The sequence below is a fragment of the Rhodococcus sp. AH-ZY2 genome, from assembly GCF_030916465.1.
GTDB lineage: Bacteria > Actinomycetota > Actinomycetes > Mycobacteriales > Mycobacteriaceae > Rhodococcus > Rhodococcus ruber.
The window spans coordinates 12,843-35,196 of record NZ_CP126457.1 but is presented as its reverse complement, the minus strand read 5'-3'; the positions used below and the strand labels follow the sequence as shown (position 1 = coordinate 35,196).

The 22,354-nt window shown below is 68.3% G+C and carries 20 protein-coding genes; 6 read left to right on the top strand and 14 right to left on the bottom strand.

Annotated elements, in window-relative coordinates; all coding sequences use genetic code 11:
• Nucleotides 1-16 precede the first annotated feature (16 nt).
• The 11 genes from QNA09_RS00170 to QNA09_RS00120 form a co-directional block, all read right to left on the bottom strand.
• Nucleotides 17-1,522, bottom strand: a complete 1,506-nt coding sequence (locus tag QNA09_RS00170) for an SCO6880 family protein (protein ID WP_308071942.1) — start codon at nt 1,520-1,522, stop codon at nt 17-19.
• Nucleotides 1,519-3,090 carry a hypothetical protein gene (locus QNA09_RS00165; RefSeq protein ID WP_308071956.1) on the bottom strand — a complete coding sequence of 524 codons (1,572 nt, stop codon included), beginning with the start codon at nt 3,088-3,090 and terminating at the stop codon, nt 1,519-1,521. The genes QNA09_RS00170 and QNA09_RS00165 overlap by 4 nt, the downstream gene beginning before the upstream one ends.
• Nucleotides 3,081-3,920 carry a hypothetical protein gene (locus tag QNA09_RS00160; RefSeq protein WP_308071941.1) on the bottom strand — a complete coding sequence of 280 codons (840 nt, stop codon included), beginning with the start codon at nt 3,918-3,920 and terminating at the stop codon, nt 3,081-3,083. The genes QNA09_RS00165 and QNA09_RS00160 overlap by 10 nt, the downstream gene beginning before the upstream one ends.
• Nucleotides 3,917-4,522 (bottom strand): hypothetical protein, encoded by a 606-nt coding sequence (locus QNA09_RS00155; RefSeq protein ID WP_308071940.1) that lies wholly within the window; start codon nt 4,520-4,522, stop codon nt 3,917-3,919. Before QNA09_RS00155 ends, QNA09_RS00160 begins: the two co-directional genes overlap by 4 nt.
• Entirely contained in the window at nt 4,519-4,902 is a 384-nt protein-coding gene (locus QNA09_RS00150) for a hypothetical protein (RefSeq protein ID WP_308071939.1), read from the bottom strand. The genes QNA09_RS00155 and QNA09_RS00150 overlap by 4 nt, the downstream gene beginning before the upstream one ends.
• A gap of 14 nt (nt 4,903-4,916) precedes the next feature.
• On the bottom strand, nt 4,917-5,210 hold the full coding sequence (locus QNA09_RS00145) for a hypothetical protein (protein ID WP_006934612.1): 294 nt from the start codon (nt 5,208-5,210) through the stop codon (nt 4,917-4,919).
• A gap of 17 nt (nt 5,211-5,227) precedes the next feature.
• Nucleotides 5,228-5,800, bottom strand: a complete 573-nt coding sequence (locus QNA09_RS00140) for a hypothetical protein (protein WP_308071938.1) — start codon at nt 5,798-5,800, stop codon at nt 5,228-5,230.
• Complete coding sequence (locus QNA09_RS00135) at nt 5,797-6,570, bottom strand: hypothetical protein (RefSeq protein WP_308071937.1); 774 nt, start codon at nt 6,568-6,570, stop codon at nt 5,797-5,799. Before QNA09_RS00135 ends, QNA09_RS00140 begins: the two co-directional genes overlap by 4 nt.
• A complete protein-coding gene (locus tag QNA09_RS00130; RefSeq protein WP_308071936.1) occupies nt 6,567-7,667 on the bottom strand; it encodes a hypothetical protein in 1,101 nt (366 codons plus the stop codon). Before QNA09_RS00130 ends, QNA09_RS00135 begins: the two co-directional genes overlap by 4 nt.
• A gap of 103 nt (nt 7,668-7,770) precedes the next feature.
• Complete coding sequence (locus QNA09_RS00125) at nt 7,771-8,895, bottom strand: insoluble domain protein (protein ID WP_308071935.1); 1,125 nt, start codon at nt 8,893-8,895, stop codon at nt 7,771-7,773.
• Between the two features lie 37 nt (nt 8,896-8,932).
• Complete coding sequence (locus QNA09_RS00120; protein ID WP_308071934.1) at nt 8,933-10,522, bottom strand: cutinase family protein; 1,590 nt, start codon at nt 10,520-10,522, stop codon at nt 8,933-8,935.
• Nucleotides 10,523-11,427: 905 nt separating this feature from the next.
• Between QNA09_RS00120 and QNA09_RS00115 the strand changes: the two genes are divergently transcribed.
• The 3 genes from QNA09_RS00115 (at nt 11,428) to QNA09_RS00105 (ending at nt 14,366) form a co-directional block, all read left to right on the top strand.
• The gene (locus QNA09_RS00115) at nt 11,428-11,886 is read left to right on the top strand and encodes a helix-turn-helix transcriptional regulator (protein WP_026137923.1); all 459 of its coding nucleotides are present in this window, start codon (nt 11,428-11,430) and stop codon (nt 11,884-11,886) included.
• Between the two features lie 167 nt (nt 11,887-12,053).
• Nucleotides 12,054-12,260, top strand: a complete 207-nt coding sequence (locus QNA09_RS00110; protein WP_124259439.1) for a toxin-antitoxin system — start codon at nt 12,054-12,056, stop codon at nt 12,258-12,260.
• A gap of 303 nt (nt 12,261-12,563) precedes the next feature.
• Entirely contained in the window at nt 12,564-14,366 is a 1,803-nt protein-coding gene (locus QNA09_RS00105; protein WP_048774272.1) for a hypothetical protein, read from the top strand.
• Between the two features lie 28 nt (nt 14,367-14,394).
• On the opposite strand, the gene QNA09_RS00100 is transcribed toward QNA09_RS00105, so the two are convergent.
• Together QNA09_RS00100 and QNA09_RS00095 are read right to left on the bottom strand one after the other, a co-directional pair.
• Nucleotides 14,395-15,393, bottom strand: a complete 999-nt coding sequence (locus QNA09_RS00100) for a GAF domain-containing protein (RefSeq protein ID WP_160331281.1) — start codon at nt 15,391-15,393, stop codon at nt 14,395-14,397.
• Between the two features lie 89 nt (nt 15,394-15,482).
• Nucleotides 15,483-16,841 (bottom strand): cytochrome P450, encoded by a 1,359-nt coding sequence (locus QNA09_RS00095; RefSeq protein ID WP_006931038.1) that lies wholly within the window; start codon nt 16,839-16,841, stop codon nt 15,483-15,485.
• 1,026 nt (nt 16,842-17,867) lie between these two features.
• On the opposite strand from QNA09_RS00095, the gene QNA09_RS00090 reads away from it, so the two are divergent.
• The 3 genes from QNA09_RS00090 to QNA09_RS00080 all read left to right on the top strand — a co-directional run bounded on the left by QNA09_RS00090 (nt 17,868) and on the right by QNA09_RS00080 (nt 20,300).
• Nucleotides 17,868-18,584 carry a ParA family protein gene (locus QNA09_RS00090; protein WP_029540292.1) on the top strand — a complete coding sequence of 239 codons (717 nt, stop codon included), beginning with the start codon at nt 17,868-17,870 and terminating at the stop codon, nt 18,582-18,584.
• Nucleotides 18,577-19,095 carry a hypothetical protein gene (locus QNA09_RS00085; RefSeq protein ID WP_006931050.1) on the top strand — a complete coding sequence of 173 codons (519 nt, stop codon included), beginning with the start codon at nt 18,577-18,579 and terminating at the stop codon, nt 19,093-19,095. The genes QNA09_RS00090 and QNA09_RS00085 overlap by 8 nt, the downstream gene beginning before the upstream one ends.
• 209 nt (nt 19,096-19,304) lie before the next feature.
• Nucleotides 19,305-20,300, top strand: a complete 996-nt coding sequence (locus tag QNA09_RS00080; protein ID WP_308071933.1) for a DUF2637 domain-containing protein — start codon at nt 19,305-19,307, stop codon at nt 20,298-20,300.
• Between the two features lie 464 nt (nt 20,301-20,764).
• Here QNA09_RS00080 and ftsW read toward each other — a convergent pair whose 3' ends face one another.
• On the bottom strand, nt 20,765-22,240 hold the full coding sequence (ftsW, locus tag QNA09_RS00075) for a putative lipid II flippase FtsW (RefSeq protein ID WP_308071932.1): 1,476 nt from the start codon (nt 22,238-22,240) through the stop codon (nt 20,765-20,767).
• Between the last annotated feature and the right edge of the window lie 114 nt (nt 22,241-22,354).

The following is a 22,354-nucleotide window of genomic DNA, read 5'->3' as shown; positions in this document are numbered from 1 at the left end:
TATAGCCCTTTGCGTGTCAGTTGCCGAGGAAGCTGGGAATGGTGGTGTGGTCGGGGGCGAGGACCCCGACGCCGAGGCAGGCGGCGAACGCGGCGGCCTGCCAGCACCAGGAGCGGCGGATCGTCAGCCGGCTCTGGCGCGAGAGGTCTTCGACCAGGGCGTCGATCTTCGGCACATCGGCGCTGCCGGCCGGTTCGGTGACGGTGATGAGCACCCCGAAGCGCACCATGCCCGCGCCGCGGGCCTGCTCCATGCGGGCTTGCGAGGTGGCGGCGACCTCGATCTGGGACTTCGCCGAGGCGATCGAGCCGTTCTTGAGCGAGCCGCCGTGCGCTTCGGCCATCGCGTTGCGGTAGTCGCGGTCGGCGATGTCGGTGGCATCGCCGGCCGAGTGCGGCCGGTAGAGCACCGAGATCCGCTTGAGCGGCACCGCGTCGTTCGGCGTCAACAGACGTGCCAGCACCCGTTCGGTGACCGCGCCCTTGGGGGCTTCGCGCATCTCCCAGGTCACCGACACCGCACCGTCGTGGACGTACTTGCCGCCGTCCGGGCTTTCGAGGGCGGTGCGCGGACCGCAGTCCTCCCAGCTCAATCCGGTGCCTTCGCCGGAGTGCAGGCCGGCTTCGACATCGACGAGCGAGGCCGGATCGTAGGAGCGGCGCACGAACGCCATGACCTCGTCCGCGTCCATCGGTGAGCACGGCACCCCGGACCGTGCCGCGGCCGCGGTCAGGGCGGGCAGCCGGCGGCCGAGCTCGACGGCCTGCTCGGAGGGGTCCTGTTTGCGTTCGGTGGTCTGGGCCTCGAAGGTGAGCGCGATCCTCGCAGCCAGGCGGATACCGCCCGTGGTCAGTCCGGTGGCGAGCTGGTAGGCGGCATCACGGGCGAGCTGGGGGGCGTCGGCGCGGGTGTTCTGGTGGACCGTCTCGTACAGCTCGATGCCGGTCTCGGGCACGGTTTCGACGGTGGTGACCACCGCGAGGATGTCCGAGGTCTCCCCCGCCGCGGACAGGAACTGCGCCCAGTTGCCGACGTAGTGGTCGATCACGTCCTGATCGACGGCCTCCGCGCCCTGCGGGTAGGCGTCGAAGACGACGGTGTAGGCACCCCGGCTGGGCATGTGGATCATGCCGAAGGTGCGCCCGTCGGAGTCGATGCCCTCGTACAGCTCGGTGTCGGCGAGCACCCCGGGCAGCCGGTACGCCCGCCCCGGGACGCGGGAGAACGTGCCCGAGGCGTAGGTGTGCTCACCGCGGCGGCGGCCACGCCAGAACTGGAATCGCATCAGTGCCCTTTCGTAACCGGAACGCCCGTCACGCGAGATGACCAGGGGGATGAAGCACACGATCACCGGGATCGCCAGCAGCAACGACACCCGCAGGCCGAAGAACAGACCCGCGATGATGACGGTGGCCGCAGCACCGATCGCCGCGATCGAGGTGCCGAAGGTGGCGCCGAGCAGGCCCGTTTCGCGGGGCCGGCGCCAGTTGCCGTAGGTGTTGAATGTCGGCTCGTTGCTCACTGTTCGAAGCCCCCTCGGTTGAACTGGTAACCGGCCCCTGTCGCCACAGGCGCATCGGAGCCGGAGTGACCGGAACCGCCCGCGCCGGAGCTGCCGGACGCAGCGGCGCCGGGGGTGCCCGAGTCGTTGCCCTGCGGGCCACCACTGCCGACGGCGGCGCTGCCGTCGCCGGACGGAGTTCCGTTCTGATTGCCGCCTGCCTGTCCACTCCCGGCGCCACCTGCGGCACCGAATCCGGACGGTGTAGCCCCACTCGGAGAATTCGAGGCGGTCGTCGAGGTGGCGCTGGTAGTCGCCGCACCGGATGCTGCGCCGCTGGCACCGCCGGTGGCGATCATCCCGCCGACCTTCGCGCCGACTGCGGCCGCGCCGGCGGCTGCTGCCATGCCGCTGCCGCCGCCCCCGAGTGCGCCGACATTCGGGACGATCAGCCGCATCAGGGCGGGCAGCACCAGCGCCGCGGCGCACAAGGTGATGACCCCGGACAGGGCCATGAACCCGTCGCCGTTCTCGGGGTCGGTGATGGTCGGGGTGGCCTCGAGGAACAGGATCGCCGAGACCCCGATCACGAACGCTCCGACCGGTTTGACCAGCAGGAACGCGATCGTCCAGGCCAGCATCTTCTCGTATGCCTGGCTGCCGACCTTGGTGCCTCCGGCCGCGCCCGCGATCGGCAGCGCCGCTGCCATGAGCACGAGGATGCCGGTGCGCAGCAGCATCAAGAACGCCATCACCAACCCGCCGAGCATGCCGATGATGCCGATCAGGAACAGCAGGCCCACACCGGCCGGACCGGAGTACAGGTAGATCGACACCATCGCTTCGGTCAGGCGGGACGGATCGGAGCCGACCGCACTGTCCATGAACCAGGCCGAAATCTGGTCGGACAGTTCGGTGCCGAGCACGATCAGCGTCGATGCTCCCCCGGCGAGCACCGCCGCACGGGCCATCTGCTTGAGGCCCTCTTCTGAGGTGTCGCGGATCGCGCCGGATCGGGCCAGTGCCAGTCGGCCACCGAGCAGGATCAGCGACAACGACAGGGCCGCGACCTGGATGTAGAAGGTGTAGTCGTTGACCGTCGCCACGGTCCTCTGGAAGGTGTCTCCGTCCATCTCGGTGCCGGTGATCCACCATCCGAGCGCGAACTTCAAGACCGCAACACCCGCGTTGCCGATCCACAGCGCCGTCTTCTCGACCGCGCCCGCAGCCGCATTATTGATGCCGTCCGCGATCGCCCCTGTTCCGGCATCGACGATGTTGCCGGCTGCATCCGCGCAACTCGGGACGTCTGCGTCTGTGAAGGCATTGAGTGCTCCGCTGGCGGCAGCCGCAAGAGGGTTGGCACAGGCAGCGCCCCCGAGAAGGGTTTCTTCCCAGGCAAACCCAGAATTGTTCTCGCTCTCGCCTGTGGCTTCGGTGCTGTCGAAGTTGCCGCTGGACGAGTCCCCCGGTGGAGCCGTTTCTTGTGCCAGGGCCACGCCCGCTGCGCCGATGCCGACCACCGCTACGGTGCAGAGCACGGCGAGCAGCCGGAACACACCGGCGAGCACGCCGCGGTTCACCACCACTGCTCCCACCCCTCGGAGGACAGCGGCTCGAAATCGCTGCTGAAGGCCGGAGAATCCAGCTGGACAACCCATCCGGTGCCTTCACGCCACACCATCGGAATCTTCGTCACCTGAATCTCGGTCGCTCCGTTGGACCGCTCGACGGTGACACCGAACTTGACCAGCGACAGGTCTGGGTTGAAATTGACCTTGACCATTGGCGCCGCCGAGACCCCCGTGTTGTCGGGCACTCTCACGCCCTCCAGTAGCAGGGTCGGGTCCGACGAGTGACCCGCTTCCGCGACCATCTCGGCGCGGTTGTCTCCACTGAGGAGGTAGGAGAGGTAGTGGGTTGCGGCCAGTGCTGCTCCCTGCGCCGTGCGCGCGAAGCCGGTGGCCACGCCGTTGCCAGTGAACCCGGTAGGACCGTCGGAGGTCGAGAACGGAAGATCCATGTTGCCGTGGATGCGCTCGAGCATCACCCCGCTCGGTGCCTGATCGGCAGGCCGGTTCCCGCTTGCGAGGGTCTCGGACAAGATCACCCCGTTCGGGTCGAGCGGCACGTAGACAACGCGCTCGAACCGGTCGAACACCGGGTCCGGCTCGAACAGACCGCCCTCGACCTGAGCGGTGGCGCCACTGCCGGTGGTCGGATCGAGAGAAACCAGCGGTTCGGCGTCGTCACCTCGGAAGACCATCACGAGGCTGACCACGACACCGACGACGACGATGACGGCCACGGCCGCCAATCCGATGGTGAGTTTGGTTGCCGACGATGCGCGTTCGTTCTCGGCTTCGAATGATGGAGTGTTCTTCTCGTTGGTCGAGTCGGTGGTGTTCTGCTCGGTCACTTGCGGGTCTCCTCGAGATCGACCAGCTCCGACGGCAATCCGTCGAGAGCGGTGATGGTGGCGGCGGTCTCGCTGGGCAGGTTCAGTCGCCAGTCGTCGTCGATCCACACCACCTGGGTGGTCGAGGATGCGAGCGAGTCATCGGAGAATCGCTGCACGACACCGACGGTGGCGGCGGTGTCGCGGTAGTCGGTGATGGTGTAGCCGACGATGGTCGGCACCATCTCGGGATCGGTGCCCGAAAACTCCACCAGAGCGCGGTGGGCGGCGTACAGGTCGCGGCCTTCGCCGGGGGCGGCCACCCCGGCCAGGATCGTCGGCCAGGTGCGATCGGACGCGGTGGCGAGCTGCACCGACTGGGTGATCGCCGCCAGAGCCGCACCCTGCGGGGTGTGGCTGAACCCGGCGAACGGCTCCCACTCACCGCCTCGCGGTCCGTCGGTGGTGCCGATCGGCACCTCGATGCCACCGACGGTGACCCACCGGCTGATCTGCGGCGGGTCGGTGCTCGACCCTGCGGTCTCGGTCGTCTCCGATCCCCCGCAGCTCACGGCCACCAGAGCAACCGCGACCACCACGGCCCGCGCCCACCGACGCCTCATCGTTCGTTCTCCTCGCTATCGGATTGCTGCTGCTGTTGCTGCTGCTGCATCTGTTCGAGCTGCTCGATGACGGTCGGGGAATGGCCGCCTCCGAGCTGGTGGGCTTGGGGCCCCTGTGCGGTGGCCAGCAGGATCGTGGCGAGGGTGGCGGCCACACCGCCGGCGAGGATCGCACCGATGTGCGCCGCCAGGAACTCCGCGGCGGTGGGGGATTCGAGGCCGGCCCCGTGCTTGTGGTCCCACGCCAGGCGTGCACCGACGAAGATCACCTTGGCCACACACAGGAGGAAGACGATCCCGGCCGCGTACCCCAGGAGCGTCTGGAACCCGTCGAGGACGTCGGGGGGCGGGCTGACCACGCCCTGTACGGACACCTCCATCGCTGACCCCGCCTCTATGCCGCGCTGGTGACGGCACTGAGGATCTGGTTGGCGGAGATGGCGACGATCGCCCCGACGAGGGCACCGACGAGCATCTTCGGCGAGTCCCCGGAGCCGTGCTGCCACTTCTCCCACGCGAACTTCCCGCCCGAGAAGATCAGGGCCGCCACGCACGCGAGCGTGACGCCCCACAGCAGCCAGTTCAGCAGCTTGAGCAGTCCGTTCGCGCCCGGCGGCACCTCCGGGTTGATGTCGAAGTCGACCGAACCTTGTGCGAGATACGCAACGTCCACGACGGTCTGAAGCATGACGTGTCCTCCGTGTCTTACTGCCCCGACCACAAGGCGGGCAGGGCGGATTGGATTGCCGTGACGATGCCGACGCCGGCAGCGATCACGTCCTCGGGAACCGCGATCACGGCTCCCTTGGTCCGAATCGGCACGCCGTCGAGGGCGCGCCAGGTGGGCAGGCTCGACCGGGCCGCCGAGGCCAGGAAGCGATGCCAACCGATCACCCAGTGCGCAGCCACCGCACCGGTGACGATCGAGCGCAGCTGACGCACCTCCTTCGGGGGCTGACCGGGCGCGTTCGCCACGGTGACCAGGCCGAGCAGCTCGCACACCAACCCGCGATTGCGGTGCTCGAGGATCAGATCGTGGGCGCTGGACAGGCCCTGGATGGTTTCCCGGCAGACCACCACCACATACGGCGATTCGGCTTCCCGGTCGTCACCGCACGGCCACCGATGCCGCGCATCCTCGGCGAAGTCCCAATACTGGGCGAGGGTGGAGACCCCGGCCCCGCCGTGCGCGCCGAGCAGCCACACTGCAGGTCCGGGCGCAGCCACCGGATACGGATCGACCCTCACCTCGACGCTGGTGCGCTCTCTGGTGGTCATGCCAACTCCCCCGCCCCGGCCTGGTGATCGGTGTCGCGGTCGCCGGCCTCGATGCGGCCCAACGCGTCGAGCACGTCGGTCCAGGCGTCGATCGAGGCGGCCGACAGGCGGCGGTGATCGACGGTGCCCGGCCGCGCCAAGGTCGCATCGAAGGGCACTTCGACGAAGCCGGCGACCCGTGGGGCCAGGTGCGCTCGGATCGGGGTCAGATCCACCAGGCGGTGCGGCATCTGGTGCGAGATCGACACCACCGTGCGCGAAAGCACGCCGCGCCCGTAGGTGCCGATGAGCCATTCGAGACCGTCGCGCATCCGGGCCAGCGGTTCGGCGCGGGGCGGGGCGACGATCACGATCGCGGCCCCGGCCTCGAGCAACGGGGCCAGACGCCGTGAGCGCAACGCTGTTCCGACGTCGTGGATGCGGGCGAGATGCCGGTTGGCGAGCAGGCTGTCCACCAGCGCCGTGTCCGTGGCGTCGCCGTGGCCGACGACGACGGCCCCGGCGCTGCTGAGAGCCATGCGCGAGCCGAGCTGGCGGATAGCTCGGGCCGGGTCGATCGGTTCGACGCCGACCCGGTCGAGCAGGTTCCCGCCGCCGCAGGTGCCGTCGATCGCGGCGACGTCGGCGCCCAGGCCCAGGCGCAGGGCGGTGGCCAGGCCGAAGCAGGTGGTGGTCGCGCCCGCTGCGCCGGAGCCGGCCACCACGATGGCCGAGAGGTCTTCGGGCTGCTCGAGTTTCGGGCTACGGCGCAGTGCGACAACGTTGTTCATCGGTTCTCCACGTTCGCGATCTTCAACCCGCCGTCGGCGGGCAGGGTGGTGATCCACTGTCTGTGGATGCCTTCGTCTCCCACGGGCGGGAACTTCAGCAGCACATCGACCGACCAGCGGTGCGGGTCCTCGGTCGGCAGCACGCTCACGCAGTGCTCGGTCCCGACCGGAACGGCGTCGATGAAGGTCTGAATGTCGGTGCCGGGCAGGACCATCAGGTCCGCGACGGCCGTGCCGTCCCGCTCGACGTAGTAGGCGTACTCGAACGCCTGGATTGCCGCAGGGCCGGTGTCGCGGCCACCGGGACCGTTGCCGACGACCCGGCCGGGCTCGGTGACCGGGGCGCACCACGCCGGAGCCGCGACCGTCGACGTCGAGGTGGTGGTGGACGAGGACACCGCCGTCGGCGAGGGCAGCGGCACCTGCGGTTCGTCGGTGGTGCCGACCGTCGCGGTGACCACCGCCGCGGAGACCACCGCCAGCACCGCGACACCGCCGCCGACGAGCATCCAGGTGCGGGATCGATCGGGGCGGGCCGTCGCGGCTGCAGAGGCGCTGTCGGTGACCGGCTGGGCGGTCCTCTCCTCGACGACCTCGACCGGAGCCGCAGCCGGAGCTGCGGCAGGGGTCGGGCGAGCAGGTCGGGCACGGCCGATCGCGGACTTCAATCCCCCACGGGTGCGTTCGGGGATCATCAGCGGGCCACGGGGAATGTGGGCGCGGACCCACTCCGGGGCGCCTGCATAGGGGTCGACCTCGGTCGCCGTATCGCCGTGTCCGGCCCCGCCGTGCTCGTCGTCGGCCGGGCTCTGATCGTCGTATCCGGCAGGGCCGTGGGCTGGGTGATCGGCAGGATGGACCGGGGCCGGGTCGATCTCGGCTGCGGGTTCGGCAGCGACGATCGGTTCGAGGTCGGTCTGGATGACCGACTCGTCGTCGGTAGCAGGCTGTTCGGGGACGCAGGCCGCATCGACCGGGTGGAGGTCCGATGCCGGCACCCCCGCGGCGTCGAGGGTCTCGTCCGGGATCGGGAAGTGCACCGATCCGGTCACTCGTTCGTCGCTCGCAGTCGGCTCCGGCCCGTACCGCTCGGTCACGTCCGGGAAGAGTTGTCCTCGATTGCCGGTCGACAATGTGTCCTCCGTCGTCGGGTGGTGGGGGCGGGGCTACCCGCCCCCACCGGCGAGATGTTCGGGCAGGTCAGGCCGGGTTGATGCCGTCCGCGGCCGCGGTCGAGATCATCTCGGCGGCAGTGCCGAGCGAACCGTCGAAGAACGTGGTCAGCACGGTGTCCGCTCCCGCGACGACACCTTCGCCACCGGGCTGGACCTTCACCCACTCGCGGGCCTGCGAATCGACCTGCGGGGCGGTGGTCACGACGCTGCGCACGGCGTCGGCCGCGGCCTGCCCGACCGGGCCGGAGGAGCGCCACTGCTCGACCGTGGCATCGGCCTGCTCGGTGAGCGCGTTCTGGTGCACATCCGGCAGCTGCACCTCGATGGGCTGGCCTTCGTCGTCCCCGGCACCGAACGCGGTTCCGGCCGCCAGACCGGCCGCCCCGCCGACCACCGCGCCGGGAACCGCGCCGACCGCAGCGCCGATCGCTGCGCCCGCCGCGGTCCCGGCCACCCCGGTGGTCACCGCGGGCAGCACCGGAATCGGCAGCGGCACCACACCCCCGGCCGCAGCCCCGGCGATACCGCCGAGGGTGCCGCCGATCAGCGCGCCGGGAATCGCGCCGGCCGCAGCACCGGCCACGCCACCGGCGAGCGCACCACCGATCTGCGCAGCAGCGACCCGATCGGCACGGCCGGCATCGACGCCGACCGAGGTGTAGAAGGTGGCCACCTCGGAGCGGATCAGACCGGCGGTGTTGTTGGTGCGTTCACGGTCGTCGTCGGTCACCCAGTTCGGCTGGTTGACGTGGACATCGCCGATCATGATCTTCTCGGGCGGAGCGAGGTAGATCGGCTCCGGGGTGACCGGCTGCGGCGCCCGCAGCGCCAGTGGGTCGATCGGCGGCGGAGCGCTTTGCCGCTCGTAACGGTTGGTGTCGTAGTTGTAGTCCGGCAGCGGCGCGTACTGACGCTGCTGCGCCGGAGGCGGCGTCCAGTAGATCTGCTTGGCCGGAGGAGCCGGGGCCGGCGTCGGGGCGCTGGTGGTCCCGCCCTGGGTGGACGGTGCCGGGGTGGTCACCCCGCCCTGCGAGGGCAGCTCGACCGGAGCGGCCGAGGCCAGCCCCGACCCTGCTGCCACGATCGCTGCGGCCGTGGCGGGCACCACGCTCGCCTTGGCGAGCCGCGAAGCCCTGCGATGTGTGCTCATGATCGCTTCTCTCTCTCGTGTGTGTCGGGGCGTGGAATCAGTTGAGTGCGGCGGCCGAGACGCCGCCCTGCTCGAGCACCGTCGGTCCCGCCTCGACCACATGCGTCGTGGCCGCGGCCGGTGCCGAGGTGGTGGAGGCGACCGTCTGCGACGGCGTGGCCGAGACGGTCTCGGAGGTGGTCGTCGGCCGCGCCGTAGTGGTGGCCGAGGCGGTGGGACCCGTCGACGTGGAGGCCGAGGAGGCGGCGAGGTCGAGGTCGGCTGCCGCCGCAGCGAGCCAGGACGCGACGAATCGTGTCGGGGCCTGCCCACTGGCGGTGGCCGGAACCGACCCGTAGGAGCCGTGCTCGGCGGCGACGTTGCGCACCGTCGTCATCGCCACCAGATCGAAGGCATCGCGGTTGGCCTCGACCTCGTTCGCCACGACCTCGAACGCCTGGCGCACGAGCCGCTGCGAGGTCGCCGGCGGAACCAGCTCGGGCAGCACACCGACCGTCCTGGCAGCGAGCACCCCGAACGCCGCGGCCGGATTGGCCAGCCCGACCGCCGCGACCGCCGCGATCGTCTCCGGGGTGAGCACCTTCTTCGCGACCGTGACGGCCGCGTTGAGGCCGATCAGCCCGACCTTCATCAACGCCGCGGTCACCTCCTGCCCGGTCGGGGGTGTCGCCCGCGGATCGGAGGCTTCGGCCAACCGCTGCGAGATGGTCTTCTTCGGCTGGATCGACACCGCGTCGAGGGCGTTCTTCGGAGCCGCAATGTCCTCGTTGACCACATCGACGGCGGTGGTGAACGCCGTCGAGGCCAGTGCCCGGCCGACCGTGGCGACGGCGACGAACGGATCACCGCCGACCTCGACCTGCCCGGCGACGTTGACCACCGCCCGCACGATCGGCGCGTTCGCCGGGGCGTCGCACGCCAGATCACCGGTCTGGCACCAGGACGACACCCGACCCGAAAGGGTGCCGTAGTCCGTGGTCAGATCGGCGACGGGGCCGATGCCGCCGCCTTCCGGGGCGGTGAACGCCACCGACGACAGCGCCGTGACCGCTTCACCCGTGGTGCCGGGAACCGGCGACGGGGCGCTCTGCGAGGTGCCGGGGAACAACCCCGATCCGGCGCTGCGGGTCGGCGCGCCGAACAGCGCACCGGCCGCGACCGAGCCGGCCGACACCGCTCCGGTGCCCTGGCCGACCGACCGCAGGAAGTTCGAGGCCGCGTGAGCGCCCTGGGAGTAGCCGACCACGGCGAGCTTGGTCGACGGACACTGCTCGAGCACCCTCAGCGCCGCCAGGGACAGGTTCTCCTCCCCCTCGGTGACGGACTCGACGTACGCCCGGCTACCACCGGGGGTCAGGCCACCGAACGAACCCGGATACGGGACATAGGCCCGATCGACGCTCGCGCCCAGCTCACGAGCCTGGTCCAGCATCGGCCCCATGATGTTCGACAGCATCCCGGTATCGACCTTCACCGGCGCATCCGGAGAGGACTCCGTCGTGCCCTGCATCCCCAGGACGTACAGATCCGGGCACCCGTCGACCAGCTCGTCGAGCCAATTCGTCTGCGCGTGCACCGGGACCAGACCACCCACACCGGCCATGACCGCAGCCGTGGTGACGGTCATCGCCAGGACTCTCTTGCCCGAACATTTCATGTCTCTCCCTCCCGAACAGCCGTTTCCCGATGCCAACAGCCACCCCTGCTTGTTCCGAGACGGGATTGTCGATAGGCCGATACGGTGCAAAACCGCCTTCGGAGAATGCAATTGATTCGACCCGGGGACACATGTGCGGGCTGTCGTTGGGATGGCCAGGCCGTGTTCGGGGTTGACGGGCCCGGATCGGTCGCCTTCGCCCGGACCTCTTCGACAGTCGCGATGGGCACTCGACGCAGCGACTGCGCGGACTCGTGTGCGTGGACGGGCTCACGAGAGAGACCCATTCGCCGACAGGATTGGCGCTGGCCAGGAACTTATGCAGCCTTTGCTGGTACCGGGCACGACCTCGCTGTTCGCGAACAGGGGGACGACGACGGCTTGACTGCCCTCGGGGTCTTTGGAGCTGAGCGGAGCCGCTGGCCCCAGGTCGACGGAGCAGCGACGACCTGGGACCAGCGGGCGCAGTGGACGCGGCGCGAGGGGTCGCCGGCCACCGTTCGGGAGCGGGTACGACCGATAGCGCCCTTCGCTGAGTGTTGGGCGCAGGTGTTCGGCAATCGGTGGTACGCGCAAGTTGATTCCCCGGGGTTCCGTAGCTGGCTCTGGGTAAAGCTCCGCCATCGCGTCAGTGCTACGTCCGAGGCCGACCACGACAGACCTCGGGAAACCCCCGGAAGGGGCGCGAGCGGATCGTAAGCAAGAGCGGCGCGTTCGCGCAACATGGCAGGCCCTCCCCTCCTCGGCGCAGCACCTTCAGTACGGTTCCTGAAATTGATCCGTAGATTAGTACCCTAGAATTCTAAACACTAGCGGTACAAGGAGACGGGAAGGGGCGAGACAATGAGCGGCGACAGGAGGATCCAGGGCAGGGAGTGGAGTTGGCTCGAAGCGGCATGCACGGCTTCAGTGGGGCCCGCCTGCGCAGATACCGCCAAGCGCTCGACATGACGATGGCTGACCTCGCTGATACCGCGGAGGTCTCGGAAGCGACCGTCTCGGCTTGGGAGACCGGCCGTGCTGCCCCCACGCCGCCGTTGTTGAAGCGCGTGGCCGACGTCTTGCGCGTCACCGTCCCGGACCTTGCCCCGATCCAGGAAGGCCGGATGACGCTCAGCGATTTGCGCGCTCTGGCTGGTCTCACGCAGGCGGAAGCGGCCCGAAAGCTCGGCATTTCGGCCACCGTGCTCGGGCGCATCGAGAAAGGTCGTAAGGACTACGACAAGGATCGAGTGGCGAGCATGGCCAAGCTTTATGGGGTGAAGTCTTCGGTCGTTAAGGCCGTCTGGGAGCGCGACCGTGCGACACGCCAGGAGTACATTCGGCGTCTGTAGATTACATCACTAAAATAACGCCACATGCATGCTTCGATCGGTTGAGGGTCGATGTTGCATCGGATGACTTCTGTTGCGAACTGGGGGTGTGTCGCTCCCCCTCTTCCGAACCAACCTGGGACAAGATCAAGGGCGTTCGGAAGCAGTGATGAGGAAGGGCCGACACCATGCCTACGCCAAGCAAGGGGCCGCGCAAAGAAGTGAAAACCCGCGTTCCGGAAGATGTGCGCGAAGTGCTGGAAGTGATGGCAGCCAGTTCCGGTGCCAGCTCACTCAGCCAGTACGTAGCGGACCTTCTCTCCAGCCTCGCCGGCCGTCCGGACCTTGTACGAGAAATCCACCAGGAAGTGATGCCGATGCCGCTCTCCGCATAGAAAAGTGCGGCGGAGTCCTCCGCCGCACCAGCACATAGCCGAAGCGGTTACCACAACTGAAATGCGAAAACCCCCGGCGGGCAGGCCGAGGGCTTTCGTCTGAAGTTGGCGAGAACGAGTTGGCGCTCGTTCTCGGTACCGCATATCCCCGAAGGGACTGTCTTGCCGGACAGGTCTCAGGGTACATCGCGCCCTGAATCAGAGCCAACGATAGCTGCGCGTGTCGCCGCTTTCACCGGTGACACCGCACCGAATCGTCACCTTTTCGATGTGTGCACGCGCCGCTGGTCGCCGCGTGCCCGGGTGCGGATCGACCCGGATCGCACCCACACGTATGCCACCACGATGGCCATGCCCAGCCAGGCGCCCGGATTTCCGTGGGCGATCTACCTGGCCGGGGCGAACCATCGCTACCGCCTGCTGGCGTTCGACCTCGACAGCGGGCGCCACGGCCCCGAGGTCGCCCGCGCCGATGCCGACCGGCTGGCCGCGCACCTGGCGGAACTCGGTGTTCCGCATCTGCGCGCCCGGTCCGGGCCCACCGGCGGGCAGCACGTCTGGCTGCGCCTCGCCGGGCCGGGCGCCGCCCCCGACGAGGTGCGGCGCCTCGCCCACGCCCTGCGCCAGCACTATCCCAGCCTCGACACCGTCCCCTTGACCAACCCCGCCACCGGCGCCGTCCGCCCGCCCGGGGCCCCGCACCGCCGCGGCGGGCAGTCCCGACCCCACCTGCACGGCGCCGCCCTCGAGACCGCCCTTGCCCGCCTCGACACCGAAACCGCCCCGGAGGTGGTGGACTGGTTGCTCGCCCGGCACCCGCACTCCGCCGCCCCGGCCCCCCGCCGCCCCACCGGGCCGGTGCGCATCGTCGATCCGGCCTCCGATCCCCGCCTGGACCGGCCGCGGCGCCCCCTCACCGACGCCACCCGCGCCCTGCTCGACGCGGTTCCGGCACCCGGAGCGGACCGCTCGGCGATCGTGCACAGCATCTTTCTGGGTATGGCCCGCGCCGGCCACAGTCTCGCCGACGCCCGGGCGGCCGCCGCGACGGCGCCGGGACTGGTCCGGCTGCGCGAGGACCGCGCCCGCGGTCGCGAGGACACCGACCGGCAATGGCGCCGCGCCCTGGACACCGCCGCCGGCTTCGCCCCCGCTCCCCCGACCACGCGGGCACCGGTGGACGACGAACTCGACCGCATCGAGGCCGCCATCGGAGCTGACCCGGCGCACTGGGCCCGCCCCGGCGGTGCCAGCGACGAACGCATCCTCTACGCCCTCCTCGCGCTCGCCCGCACCGCCCGCACCCGCATCTTCGACATCGACTGCCGCCGACTCGCCCAGGCCGCAGCCGTCGACGCCTCCACCGTCTCCCGGCGGTTGCGGGTGCTGGCCCACGAATCCTGGGTGCGGTGTGTTCGCACCGGCAGCGGAACCCGCGCCGCCACCTGGCAACTCGAACTTCCCGACCCGGTGGCACCGCTACCGGTTGCAACACAAGGGAAACCCGCCCCCGCCCCGGGGCACCCCTCCTCCCTGCTGGAGCACCACACGCACGATCTCTGGGCGCACCGGTCCGGGCTGGGTGGGGCAGCTGCCCGCATCCATTGGGCCGTGATTTCGGGAAAACCTGCTATTTCCGGAACGGGCAGAAATCCCGTCGAGGTGGCTGCGCTGACCGGCTACAGTCTCGCCACCGTGACGCGGACCCTGTCCACCCTCGCCCGCCTGGGCCTGCCCACTGGGGCCGGAGCTGATACTCCCGAGCTGCGGGAGCAGCTCGGGAATGCCGCCGACCGGGTCGGGGCCTCCGGTGTCGGGGCGCAGCGGGTCCGCCGCCACCTGCTCGATCGGGAGCTGCACCGGTGGTGGCTCGAAGAGCAGGAATGGCGCTGCCGACGGGGCAAGAAGACCGGCGTGCCCCGCACGGTCTCGTTGACCATCGCCCTGCCGATCGGTGCGCCGGCTCGGCTGCGGTACGGCCGATTCCCGGTGACCGACACCGGCCGCGCCGACTATCGTGCGGCGCGAGCCGTGGTGACCCGGGTGTGCTCCCCTGGTTGGAATTCCACGACCAATCCAGATCGGCAGGGCGGGAAGGCGGCCTGACACACTCTGGCTCTCCAACCGGACCGAATCAGTATGAGTCGTCCACTCGGGCGATTTGAGCGAGGAGGAGCGCGGCGTGGGGCGGCCGATCCGGCAACTGGAACGGCCGCAATGTCACAGCGGCCTTGACCCAGTCACCATCTCCTGCATGCAGTCGCACGAGATCGCCGGCCTGGGGAACCTCACCGCTCTCGACTCTCCGAGCATTCGCTTGCAGACTCGGCAGATCCTCGGGATGGACGACGGGACCGGTGATATGCGCATACTGCCACTCCACCCACTCCGGAGCCCGGCCGATCCACATCGCGACAATGCCTCGCTGGGCCTCGAACAGCGCGACATGGACATCGGCACCTAACAACCCCTCACGCAGTCCGAGAGCGGCCAACGATGGCATTGACGGCGGATACACGTCGGACACGTCGTGATATAGCACCCGGACACCGGATCCGTCTTCCATGGGGCGTAAGACGACCTGCCACTGCATCGCATGGCCGTGGTCGTGCCGAACCGAGAACCACGTGCTCAGCACTCCCCCGGACCGCGGATTGAGCACCAGATCCAGGAATTCGGTCTCGTGCTCGAAGCAGATCGCGCGGTTGATGTAGTCGGCAGGGGTCGCGGTGGGAAGCCAATCTTCGAGCAACGTACCGGACATCGCCCCCGACTCCCACGTCTGATAGATCAACATTTCCTCGACCATCCAGGCCACACCTGAGGTCAGACGCCGCGTTCCCAGCTCCTCCCCCGGCTCTCCCACCCACAGATGGATGCCGTGCACATCGCCGAACGGGCCGATGATCGGCCAGGCATAGAACCGCCACGACTGCCGCATCTTCTTCGACGACAGCACCCGATCGAACGGTTTACGGACTTCCCGGACGTACTCCACGATCGGCTCCACCGGGATGTCCGGTGCGGGCGAGACCTTCCGGCGGAGCGAAGTCATCTCCTTCACTTCACCATCCGAGGCCACCAGCGTCGCAACACCCTCCACGAGCGTTTCGATCAAATGCCATGAACCCATCGAAGACCCCCCTATGTCTCGACCTGATCTCGATGCGGGGAGGCAGTGTAGCGAAAACCGACTGTTCGACCGTTAAGCGGGATCGATGGTCACGCTCGGACGTGTAGCGCCAGCTGCAAGCGCTCGGGCCGGATCGTCAGCAACTCGGCCACCGACAGCTCATAGCCCGGCACGGGCTCGACCTCGAAACGGGTGAGGATCTCCGCCAGCGCCAGGACCGCCTCGTGCAACGCGAACTGCCGGCCGATGCAGGCCCGAGCCCCTACCCCGAACGGTTTATATGCGTGGGCTGGGCGGGCACGCACGGCCGCAGGCAGGAACCGGCCCGGGTCGAAGACCTCGGTGTCCTCGCCCCACAGCGTCGGGTCGCGGTGCAGCGCCAGCAACACCACCAAGACCGTCTGCCCCTTGCGCACCGGGTAGCCGGCCAGCGTCGTGTCCGTGCGGGCCTTGCGGAAGAATGCCGGGCCGGACGGCCACAGCCGCAGGGTCTCGTCGACGAGGCGGCGGACATAGCGCAGCTTCGCGACCTGTTCGAACCGGAGCGGGCCGCTGCCGTCGCGCACCTGGGCGATTTCCGTCCGCGCTCGCTCGACCATCGCGGGATGCAGCGACAGGTAGTGCAGTGCGAACGACAGCAGACCTGCCGTCGTCTCGTGCCCGGCCACCAGGAAGGTCAGCACCTGATTGCGGATACTCTGATCCGACAGCAGCTCCCCGGTCTGCGGGTCCGGGTGCTCCAGCATCCGCTGCAGCAGGTCGTCCTGGCGCGGTGACTGTCCGTGGCGGCGTGCCGCGATCACCTCGTCCACGGTGCGCTGCATCAGCGCAATGTCCTTCGGGTGTTGGCGCAGCGCCTTCCATCCGAAGATCTCCCGGATGACCGGCAGATCGTTCGCCGACTGCGACACGAACGACAGCGCCCGCGTCATCGACTCGACGAACGGATGCCGACCGGCGGAGAACGAGTCGAAGCTGTACCCGAACCCGGTGCGACCGATGACCTCCAACGTCAGGCGATTCATGTCCGAGGAGACGTCCACCGGACCCTCAGTGGCCTGAGCGGCCCAGTAGCTGCAGAGCCCGTCGACGCACTCGAGCATCACCTCGTGATAGCTGCGCATCGAGGATTGGCTGAACGCCGGCATCAGCACGTTGTGCGCCTGCGCCCACGCCGGCTCACTGTTGAACGCGGTGAACAATCCGTCCCCGGCCAGCTCGCGCAGGTTGCTCACCGGTGGGACGACCGCCTTGGCGAACCGGGACTCGTCGAAAACCTCCGCGGCCGCGTCCCCGCCCCCGACAACAACGACCTTCTTGCCGGCGATGTCGATCTCGAACACATCCCCGAGCTCCCGTACGAACTGCGCCTCACGCTGTACCGGCCGCCGAGGATCGAGACGCAACACATCTCCCAGCAAGGGCAGCCGCCACGACGGATGCGGCATCGCTTCTCCACGTCCGGTCTCAGCTTCGACGCGGACATCATTTGAGGCTTGCTCCCCCGCAGAAGTCATGACCGGAGTCTGCCGCACCGCTGTGCCGATCGCAGAATCGGTCGGCTGGCATGACGGAGGAAGCGACGGCTACGGCCAAGTCGGGTGATGAGGGTTCGTGGCGGTTCCACCCCGTGGAAGCACTGCCGCTGAACGAACGACGGCTCGCTCAGCGGAGGCGCCACGCGTTTACTGTTATAGCGCTACAACGTCGTTGCGTAAGGCGCTGGCTGGGTAGAGCCGTTATAGCGCTTGAACGTCGGAGCGTAACGCGGGCAATGCGTCCGGAGGGGGCGGATATCCTAGTTGTAGCGCTATAACGCCCCAGCGCTAGAACGTTGTCACGTCATGCCGTTACCATGGCTGAGCGTCAGAGCGCTACGATCTTGAAGCGTTGCAGAGCTACAACGCTCTGGCGACGGAACGTTGCAGCGTTGGAACGTTGCTCCGCTACAACGGTGCAGGAGCGGGGCAGTGGACTGCTGCGGAGGGGTTACTCGGCCGAGCTTTTGGGAAACTGCTGGTCACGCAGTGTGTTCAGAAAGCATGAGTTATAGCGCTACAACGTCGTTGCGCAAGGCGCTGGCTGGGTAGAGCCGTTATAGCGCTTGAACGTCGGAGCGTAACGCGGGCAATGCGTCCGGAGGGGGCGGATATCCTAGTTGTAGCGCTATAACGCCCCAGCGCTAGAACGTTGTCACGTCATGCCGTTACCATGGCTGAGCGTCAGAGCGCTACGATCTTGAAGCGTTGCAGAGCTACAACGCTCTGGCGACGGAACGTTGCAGCGTTGGAACGTTGCAGCGTTGGAACGTTGCAGCGTTGCTCCGCTAGAACGGTGCAACGCTGCAACGGCGTGGCGCTACGACGTTGCAGCGTTCCGACGCTTAGCGTTCAGAGCGTGGTAGCGGTGCACGCTGCCGCGCCTCAATGCACCGACTCATTGCACCCAGTGCAACCGACGAAAGGCTCCATGCAATGGCCAAAATCATCGTTTGCCACTCCCGGAAGGGAGGGGTGGGAAAGACCACGATGGCGTACGAGTTGGCTTACGAGCTGGACGCAGTCCTGGTGGACTTGGAGTACGACGGGGGCGGCGCCACCGGTAAGTGGGGGGATCGGCCTCTCGACCGGGCCCGCATTCCGATCCTCGATGCAATCCGCACCGGCAAGACCCCCAAGCCGTTGAACGGCTTCAAGAAGCCGCGTCTGGTACCTGGGCATCCTGACCTGTACGACCAGGCGCCCAGCGAAGATGCAATGGCGGATGCGCTGGTGCAGTGGGCGGGGGAGTGGGACACGGAATGGGTCGTCGTGGACACGCATCCAGGTGCAACAACCCAGGCCCATGGTGCACTGTCCGTTGCAAATGTCGTTCTCGCCCCGACTCCGTTACGGAAGCTGGATCTCGATGCAACTGAGCAGCTCGTCGACGAACTCGCCGACTACCCCCTAGTCATTTCGCCGACAATGGTGCCGGCGGCACCTCCGGGAACGATGATCGACCGTCTTGCGCGGATGGTTGACGGCACGCCCGTGCAGGTTGCGCCTCCGGTTCCCCACGCCGCCCGGGTTGGCACTCGGACGAAGCGCATTGCAATCACCGCCGAGGAACCACCGGCCAAGCCGTTGCGGGCGTTCGCGGCTGCAATCACCGACACCGCGAAGTTCCTCCAGGAGTACGTCAATGACTAACGGACTCGATGCCTTGCGGCAAAAGAACAAGCGTGCCGGTGGGCGCACCATGCCGCCACCGCGGCACAAGCCCCGGTCGGTTCCGGTGGAGATTCCCACCGATTCCCAGAACTCGACCAATCCCATTGCACCCCCCGTGCAAGAGATTCGACCGTCTACTTCGGACGCTGCGGCGACTCTCTCGGAGAATGTGGCCGCGCAGACCGTCAACGGCCGGGAACCTGCACCCGCGTTGCCTGCCTCCGAGTTGCCGAAGGCGGCGCCTCCAGTGCCTTCGACAGAAGTGGACGAGCTAACAAAGTCGACGATCTATCTGGACGCCGAGACCGACCAGTTCCTCGAGGAGGCGATCTATCTCGGGCGGAAGCAGAAACCACGCATTGATTCCCGTAGTGCGATCGTGCGTTTTGCACTTCGTGAGTTGGCCTCTCGCATGTCCACTGAGCAGGTGATTGCCGCGATCCGGGCAGGTGCGCCTGAAACTGGCAACCAAGGAAGACCTCGCCTCTAACTTCATAGCGCTTCAACGTTCTAGCGCCATAAAGAGGAGGAGCCCCGCTCGACCTGCAATCCAACGGGACTCCGTGACCGGCTACCTCAGCAAAGGAAATTCCGATCATGTATGACCTTAACGTTCGCGCTGCGCAACGTCAGCTACCGTCCGCAAGTGCACGCCGACGATTGCACTCGAAGACCATGGCCCTCGGTGCTGTTGCAGCGATGACGCTCGTGCTTGCAGCGCTGGCGTTCACCCTGTCGTTCGATGCGTTGCGTCAGCTCACCCTGGAAATCGGCGTGCGCCCGGAACTGGCCTGGATGGCGCCGGTGGCACTCGATGTTGCACAGGCCGCCGCCGCCCTGGCCCTCGTTGCACTGGGGACCGACGACGAGTTCCGCGGTGCCCGTCTGTACTGCAAGGCCCTGGCCACGGGCACGGTCCTGCTCAGCGTGGCCGGCAACGGCTACCACGCCTTCCGTCTGGCCGGGCAGCGGCACGCGCAGGCCGCGGCCGGTGTCGATGTCGGGTACCAGCCGCAACCGGCTGCCATCGCCGCCTGCATTGCGATGATCGTGCCGCTGCTGTTCCTGGCCCTGTTGCATCTGTTCACCACGATCGTGCGGGCGCTGGCCGTCGAACGCGGCCGCTACCACGAGGCGGTGCACGACGCGCACCCGACCGTGCACCAGGATTCGCCCGTGACTGCACCCGAGGTATCGGAGGTGCACGACCCTGCGGAGGATGCACCCGTCGGGGACGACGTGCAATACCCCGGTGCCCGCGTGTACGCCGAGGCCTCCGCCGTTGCCGCCGAGCCTGCAACGGTGCAGCCGCAAGGCACCGGGCGCCACGGGGAGGATGCATCGGGGGAGGCCTCCGTGCAGGCCCCGAGCCCGCTCGAGGCACCGCCCGAGCAGACTCTCGCGCCGACGTCCGGTGGCCATCGGCAGACGGTCGACGGCCTGCGCGAGTTCCTGGCCGGGTGCACGCTGCGCAGCGAGGAGAAGGAGGTCGCGGCGATCCTGCTGGATCGCCCGCAGCTGACCTATGCGCAGGTGGCCGCCGAGTTGGAGGACACCCCGTCCCCGTCCACGGTGTGCCGGCGCTGGCAGCGCTTCAAGAACGCCGCCTACGCCGAAGGCTTCGAAATCCCGCCGGTGGTGCCGCTTCCCCTCGACGCGATCACCGCACGCGAGGAGCAACTGGTGTCGGTGTGACCAGACCCCGTCCCGGGCCACCGGCTGTGCCGTGGCCGGAGGCAGCTGCCGTCGAACGGTCGGTGGCCAGAGGCGGACCGGGGGCGGGAAAAGCAGTGACGCCGGGACTGTGCTTCCCCCACAGTCCCGGCGTCGCATCCCACCCTAGCAGAGTTATTCGAACATGTGTTCCCTCGAGTTGGTGTTTCGAGTGTCCACGGGAGTGTCCGAATAACGGTGGATCCGGCTTCGGCCGACAGTCGACGTTGAGGACTCGGAGTGCTTCCATCCCGCCGTCGCTGCTGGCTTTCCGGTGGGTCATCAGGGCCCGTGCGTCCTCGCGGCACCGTGCTTGTGTGAGCGCGATCCCGGTGTAGTGCAGCGTTGAGCTGTCGGTTTCCGGTGCGTGAGAGCCGATGCCGAGTATGGTTCGACGACCACTGCTGGTAGCAGTGCCGATGTGCCGGGCGAAGGAGCTTTGCACCCTAGCGGGAGGTGGGCTTCGGGGTGCGCCGGCGCCCGGCTGGTCGGCCGGTGGTGTCGGTCGTGCGGGGCTCGGCCCGGCCGCGGGCCTGGCGCGCGGTGCGGGACTCGGCGCTGTGGGTGCCGCGGGCGGTCGGGTCGGGGCGGGCGGGGCGGCGGATCTTCGGCGCCCGGACCGGCCGGGGGGCGGCACCGACTCGGGGCCGGCCGAAGACGCGGGTGACCAGTCGAGGGGAGGTGCTCGAATCCAGCGAGACGCGGGCCTCGGGTTCGCGGTAGGCGGCGTGGGCGATCAACCCGAACATCAGCAACGTGGTGAGCATCGAGGTGCCGCCGGCGGAGATCAACGGCAACTGCAGACCGGTCACCGGCAACAGCCCCACGACGTAGGCGATGTTGATGAACGCCTGGAGCACGATCCACATCGTGGCCACCGCGCTGAGCATCCGCAGGAACGGATCGGTCGAGCGCAACGCCACCCGCAACCCGACCCATAGCACCGCGGCGAACAGCCCGATCACCAGCAGCGCCCCGACCGCGCCGAGTTCCTCGCCGATGATCGCGAAGATGAAGTCGTTGTAGGCCTGCGGCAGATAGCTCCATTTCGAGTTGGACTGGCCGAGCCCCTGGCCGAACAGTCCACCGTTGGCCAGGGCGTACTTGGCCTGGGTGGCCTGGTAGTTGATGCCCTGCGGATCGGCATCGGGATTGAGGAAGGCGCGGATGCGGTCCGAGCGGTAGCCGACGGTAGCGGTGAAGAGCGCGATGCCCAGCACCCCGACGGCCGCCATCGCTGCGACGATGCGGGCGTGGAACCGGCCGAACCACAGCACCGCCATCACGATGATGGCGATGGTCACCGCGGTCCCCAGGTCACGCTGGAGCACCACCATGGCCAGCACCGTGAACGACACCGCCCCGATCGGCCGCAGGACGCGGTGGACGTCGACACGCCGCTCGGCGGCGGTGGCCACCATGTGCGCGGTCCAGATCACCAACGCGACCTTGGCGACCTCCGACGGCTGGAACGAGACCGACCCGATGAAGATCCACGACTGGGCGCCGTAGACCTCGCTGCCGATCCCGGGAATGAGCACCAGGATCAGCAGCACGAAGGCGAACCCGAGAAACCACGGCGCGCCGCGCCGCAGCACCGTGGTCGGAAGCCGCACCACCGCCACGAAGATCGCCAGGCCCACCACGGCGTAGAGCAGCTGCGGCACGAACCGGGCATACGGCGAGCCCAGGCTCAGCAGCGATTCCACGCTCGAGGACGAGAGCACCATCATCAGCCCGAGCACCACCAGCAGCAGCGTCACCCCGACCAAGGTCTGGAAGTCGTGCAGCGGCCGGGCCGCCCAACTGTCGAACCACAGACGCAGACCCCGCCCCGACGACGACCCTTCGGTCTCGTCGGATGTCGGCGCCGACCGGGTTCGTGCACTCTCGTCCGTACTGCCGTTTCGCCCTGAACTCACCGGCTCATCGTCCCACGAGCGCACCCTCGTCCCCGGGGACCCACACCGTCCGCCGAGGACGGGAGTGCGGTGAAATCTCGGGCCCGTGCCGCGATCTGCAGGCCGCCGGGGTGG

Bases quoted from the DNA above. Each gene is read 5' to 3' on its own strand.
- QNA09_RS00080 (WP_308071933.1), top strand. From the start codon at position 19,305: ATGACGCTCGTGCTTGCAGCGCTGGCGTTCACCCTGTCGTTCGATGCG.
- QNA09_RS00120 (WP_308071934.1), bottom strand. From the start codon at position 10,522: ATGACCGTCACCACGGCTGCGGTCATGGCCGGTGTGGGTGGTCTGGTC.
- QNA09_RS00095 (WP_006931038.1), bottom strand. From the start codon at position 16,841: ATGCCGCATCCGTCGTGGCGGCTGCCCTTGCTGGGAGATGTGTTGCGT.
- QNA09_RS00155 (WP_308071940.1), bottom strand. From the start codon at position 4,522: ATGAGGCGTCGGTGGGCGCGGGCCGTGGTGGTCGCGGTTGCTCTGGTG.
- QNA09_RS00150 (WP_308071939.1), bottom strand. From the start codon at position 4,902: ATGGAGGTGTCCGTACAGGGCGTGGTCAGCCCGCCCCCCGACGTCCTC.
- QNA09_RS00145 (WP_006934612.1), bottom strand. From the start codon at position 5,210: ATGCTTCAGACCGTCGTGGACGTTGCGTATCTCGCACAAGGTTCGGTC.
- QNA09_RS00125 (WP_308071935.1), bottom strand. From the start codon at position 8,895: ATGAGCACACATCGCAGGGCTTCGCGGCTCGCCAAGGCGAGCGTGGTG.
- QNA09_RS00085 (WP_006931050.1), top strand. From the start codon at position 18,577: ATGACTAACGGACTCGATGCCTTGCGGCAAAAGAACAAGCGTGCCGGT.
- QNA09_RS00135 (WP_308071937.1), bottom strand. From the start codon at position 6,570: ATGAACAACGTTGTCGCACTGCGCCGTAGCCCGAAACTCGAGCAGCCC.
- QNA09_RS00090 (WP_029540292.1), top strand. From the start codon at position 17,868: ATGGCCAAAATCATCGTTTGCCACTCCCGGAAGGGAGGGGTGGGAAAG.
- QNA09_RS00100 (WP_160331281.1), bottom strand. From the start codon at position 15,393: ATGGGTTCATGGCATTTGATCGAAACGCTCGTGGAGGGTGTTGCGACG.
- QNA09_RS00140 (WP_308071938.1), bottom strand. From the start codon at position 5,800: ATGACCACCAGAGAGCGCACCAGCGTCGAGGTGAGGGTCGATCCGTAT.
- QNA09_RS00110 (WP_124259439.1), top strand. From the start codon at position 12,054: ATGCCTACGCCAAGCAAGGGGCCGCGCAAAGAAGTGAAAACCCGCGTT.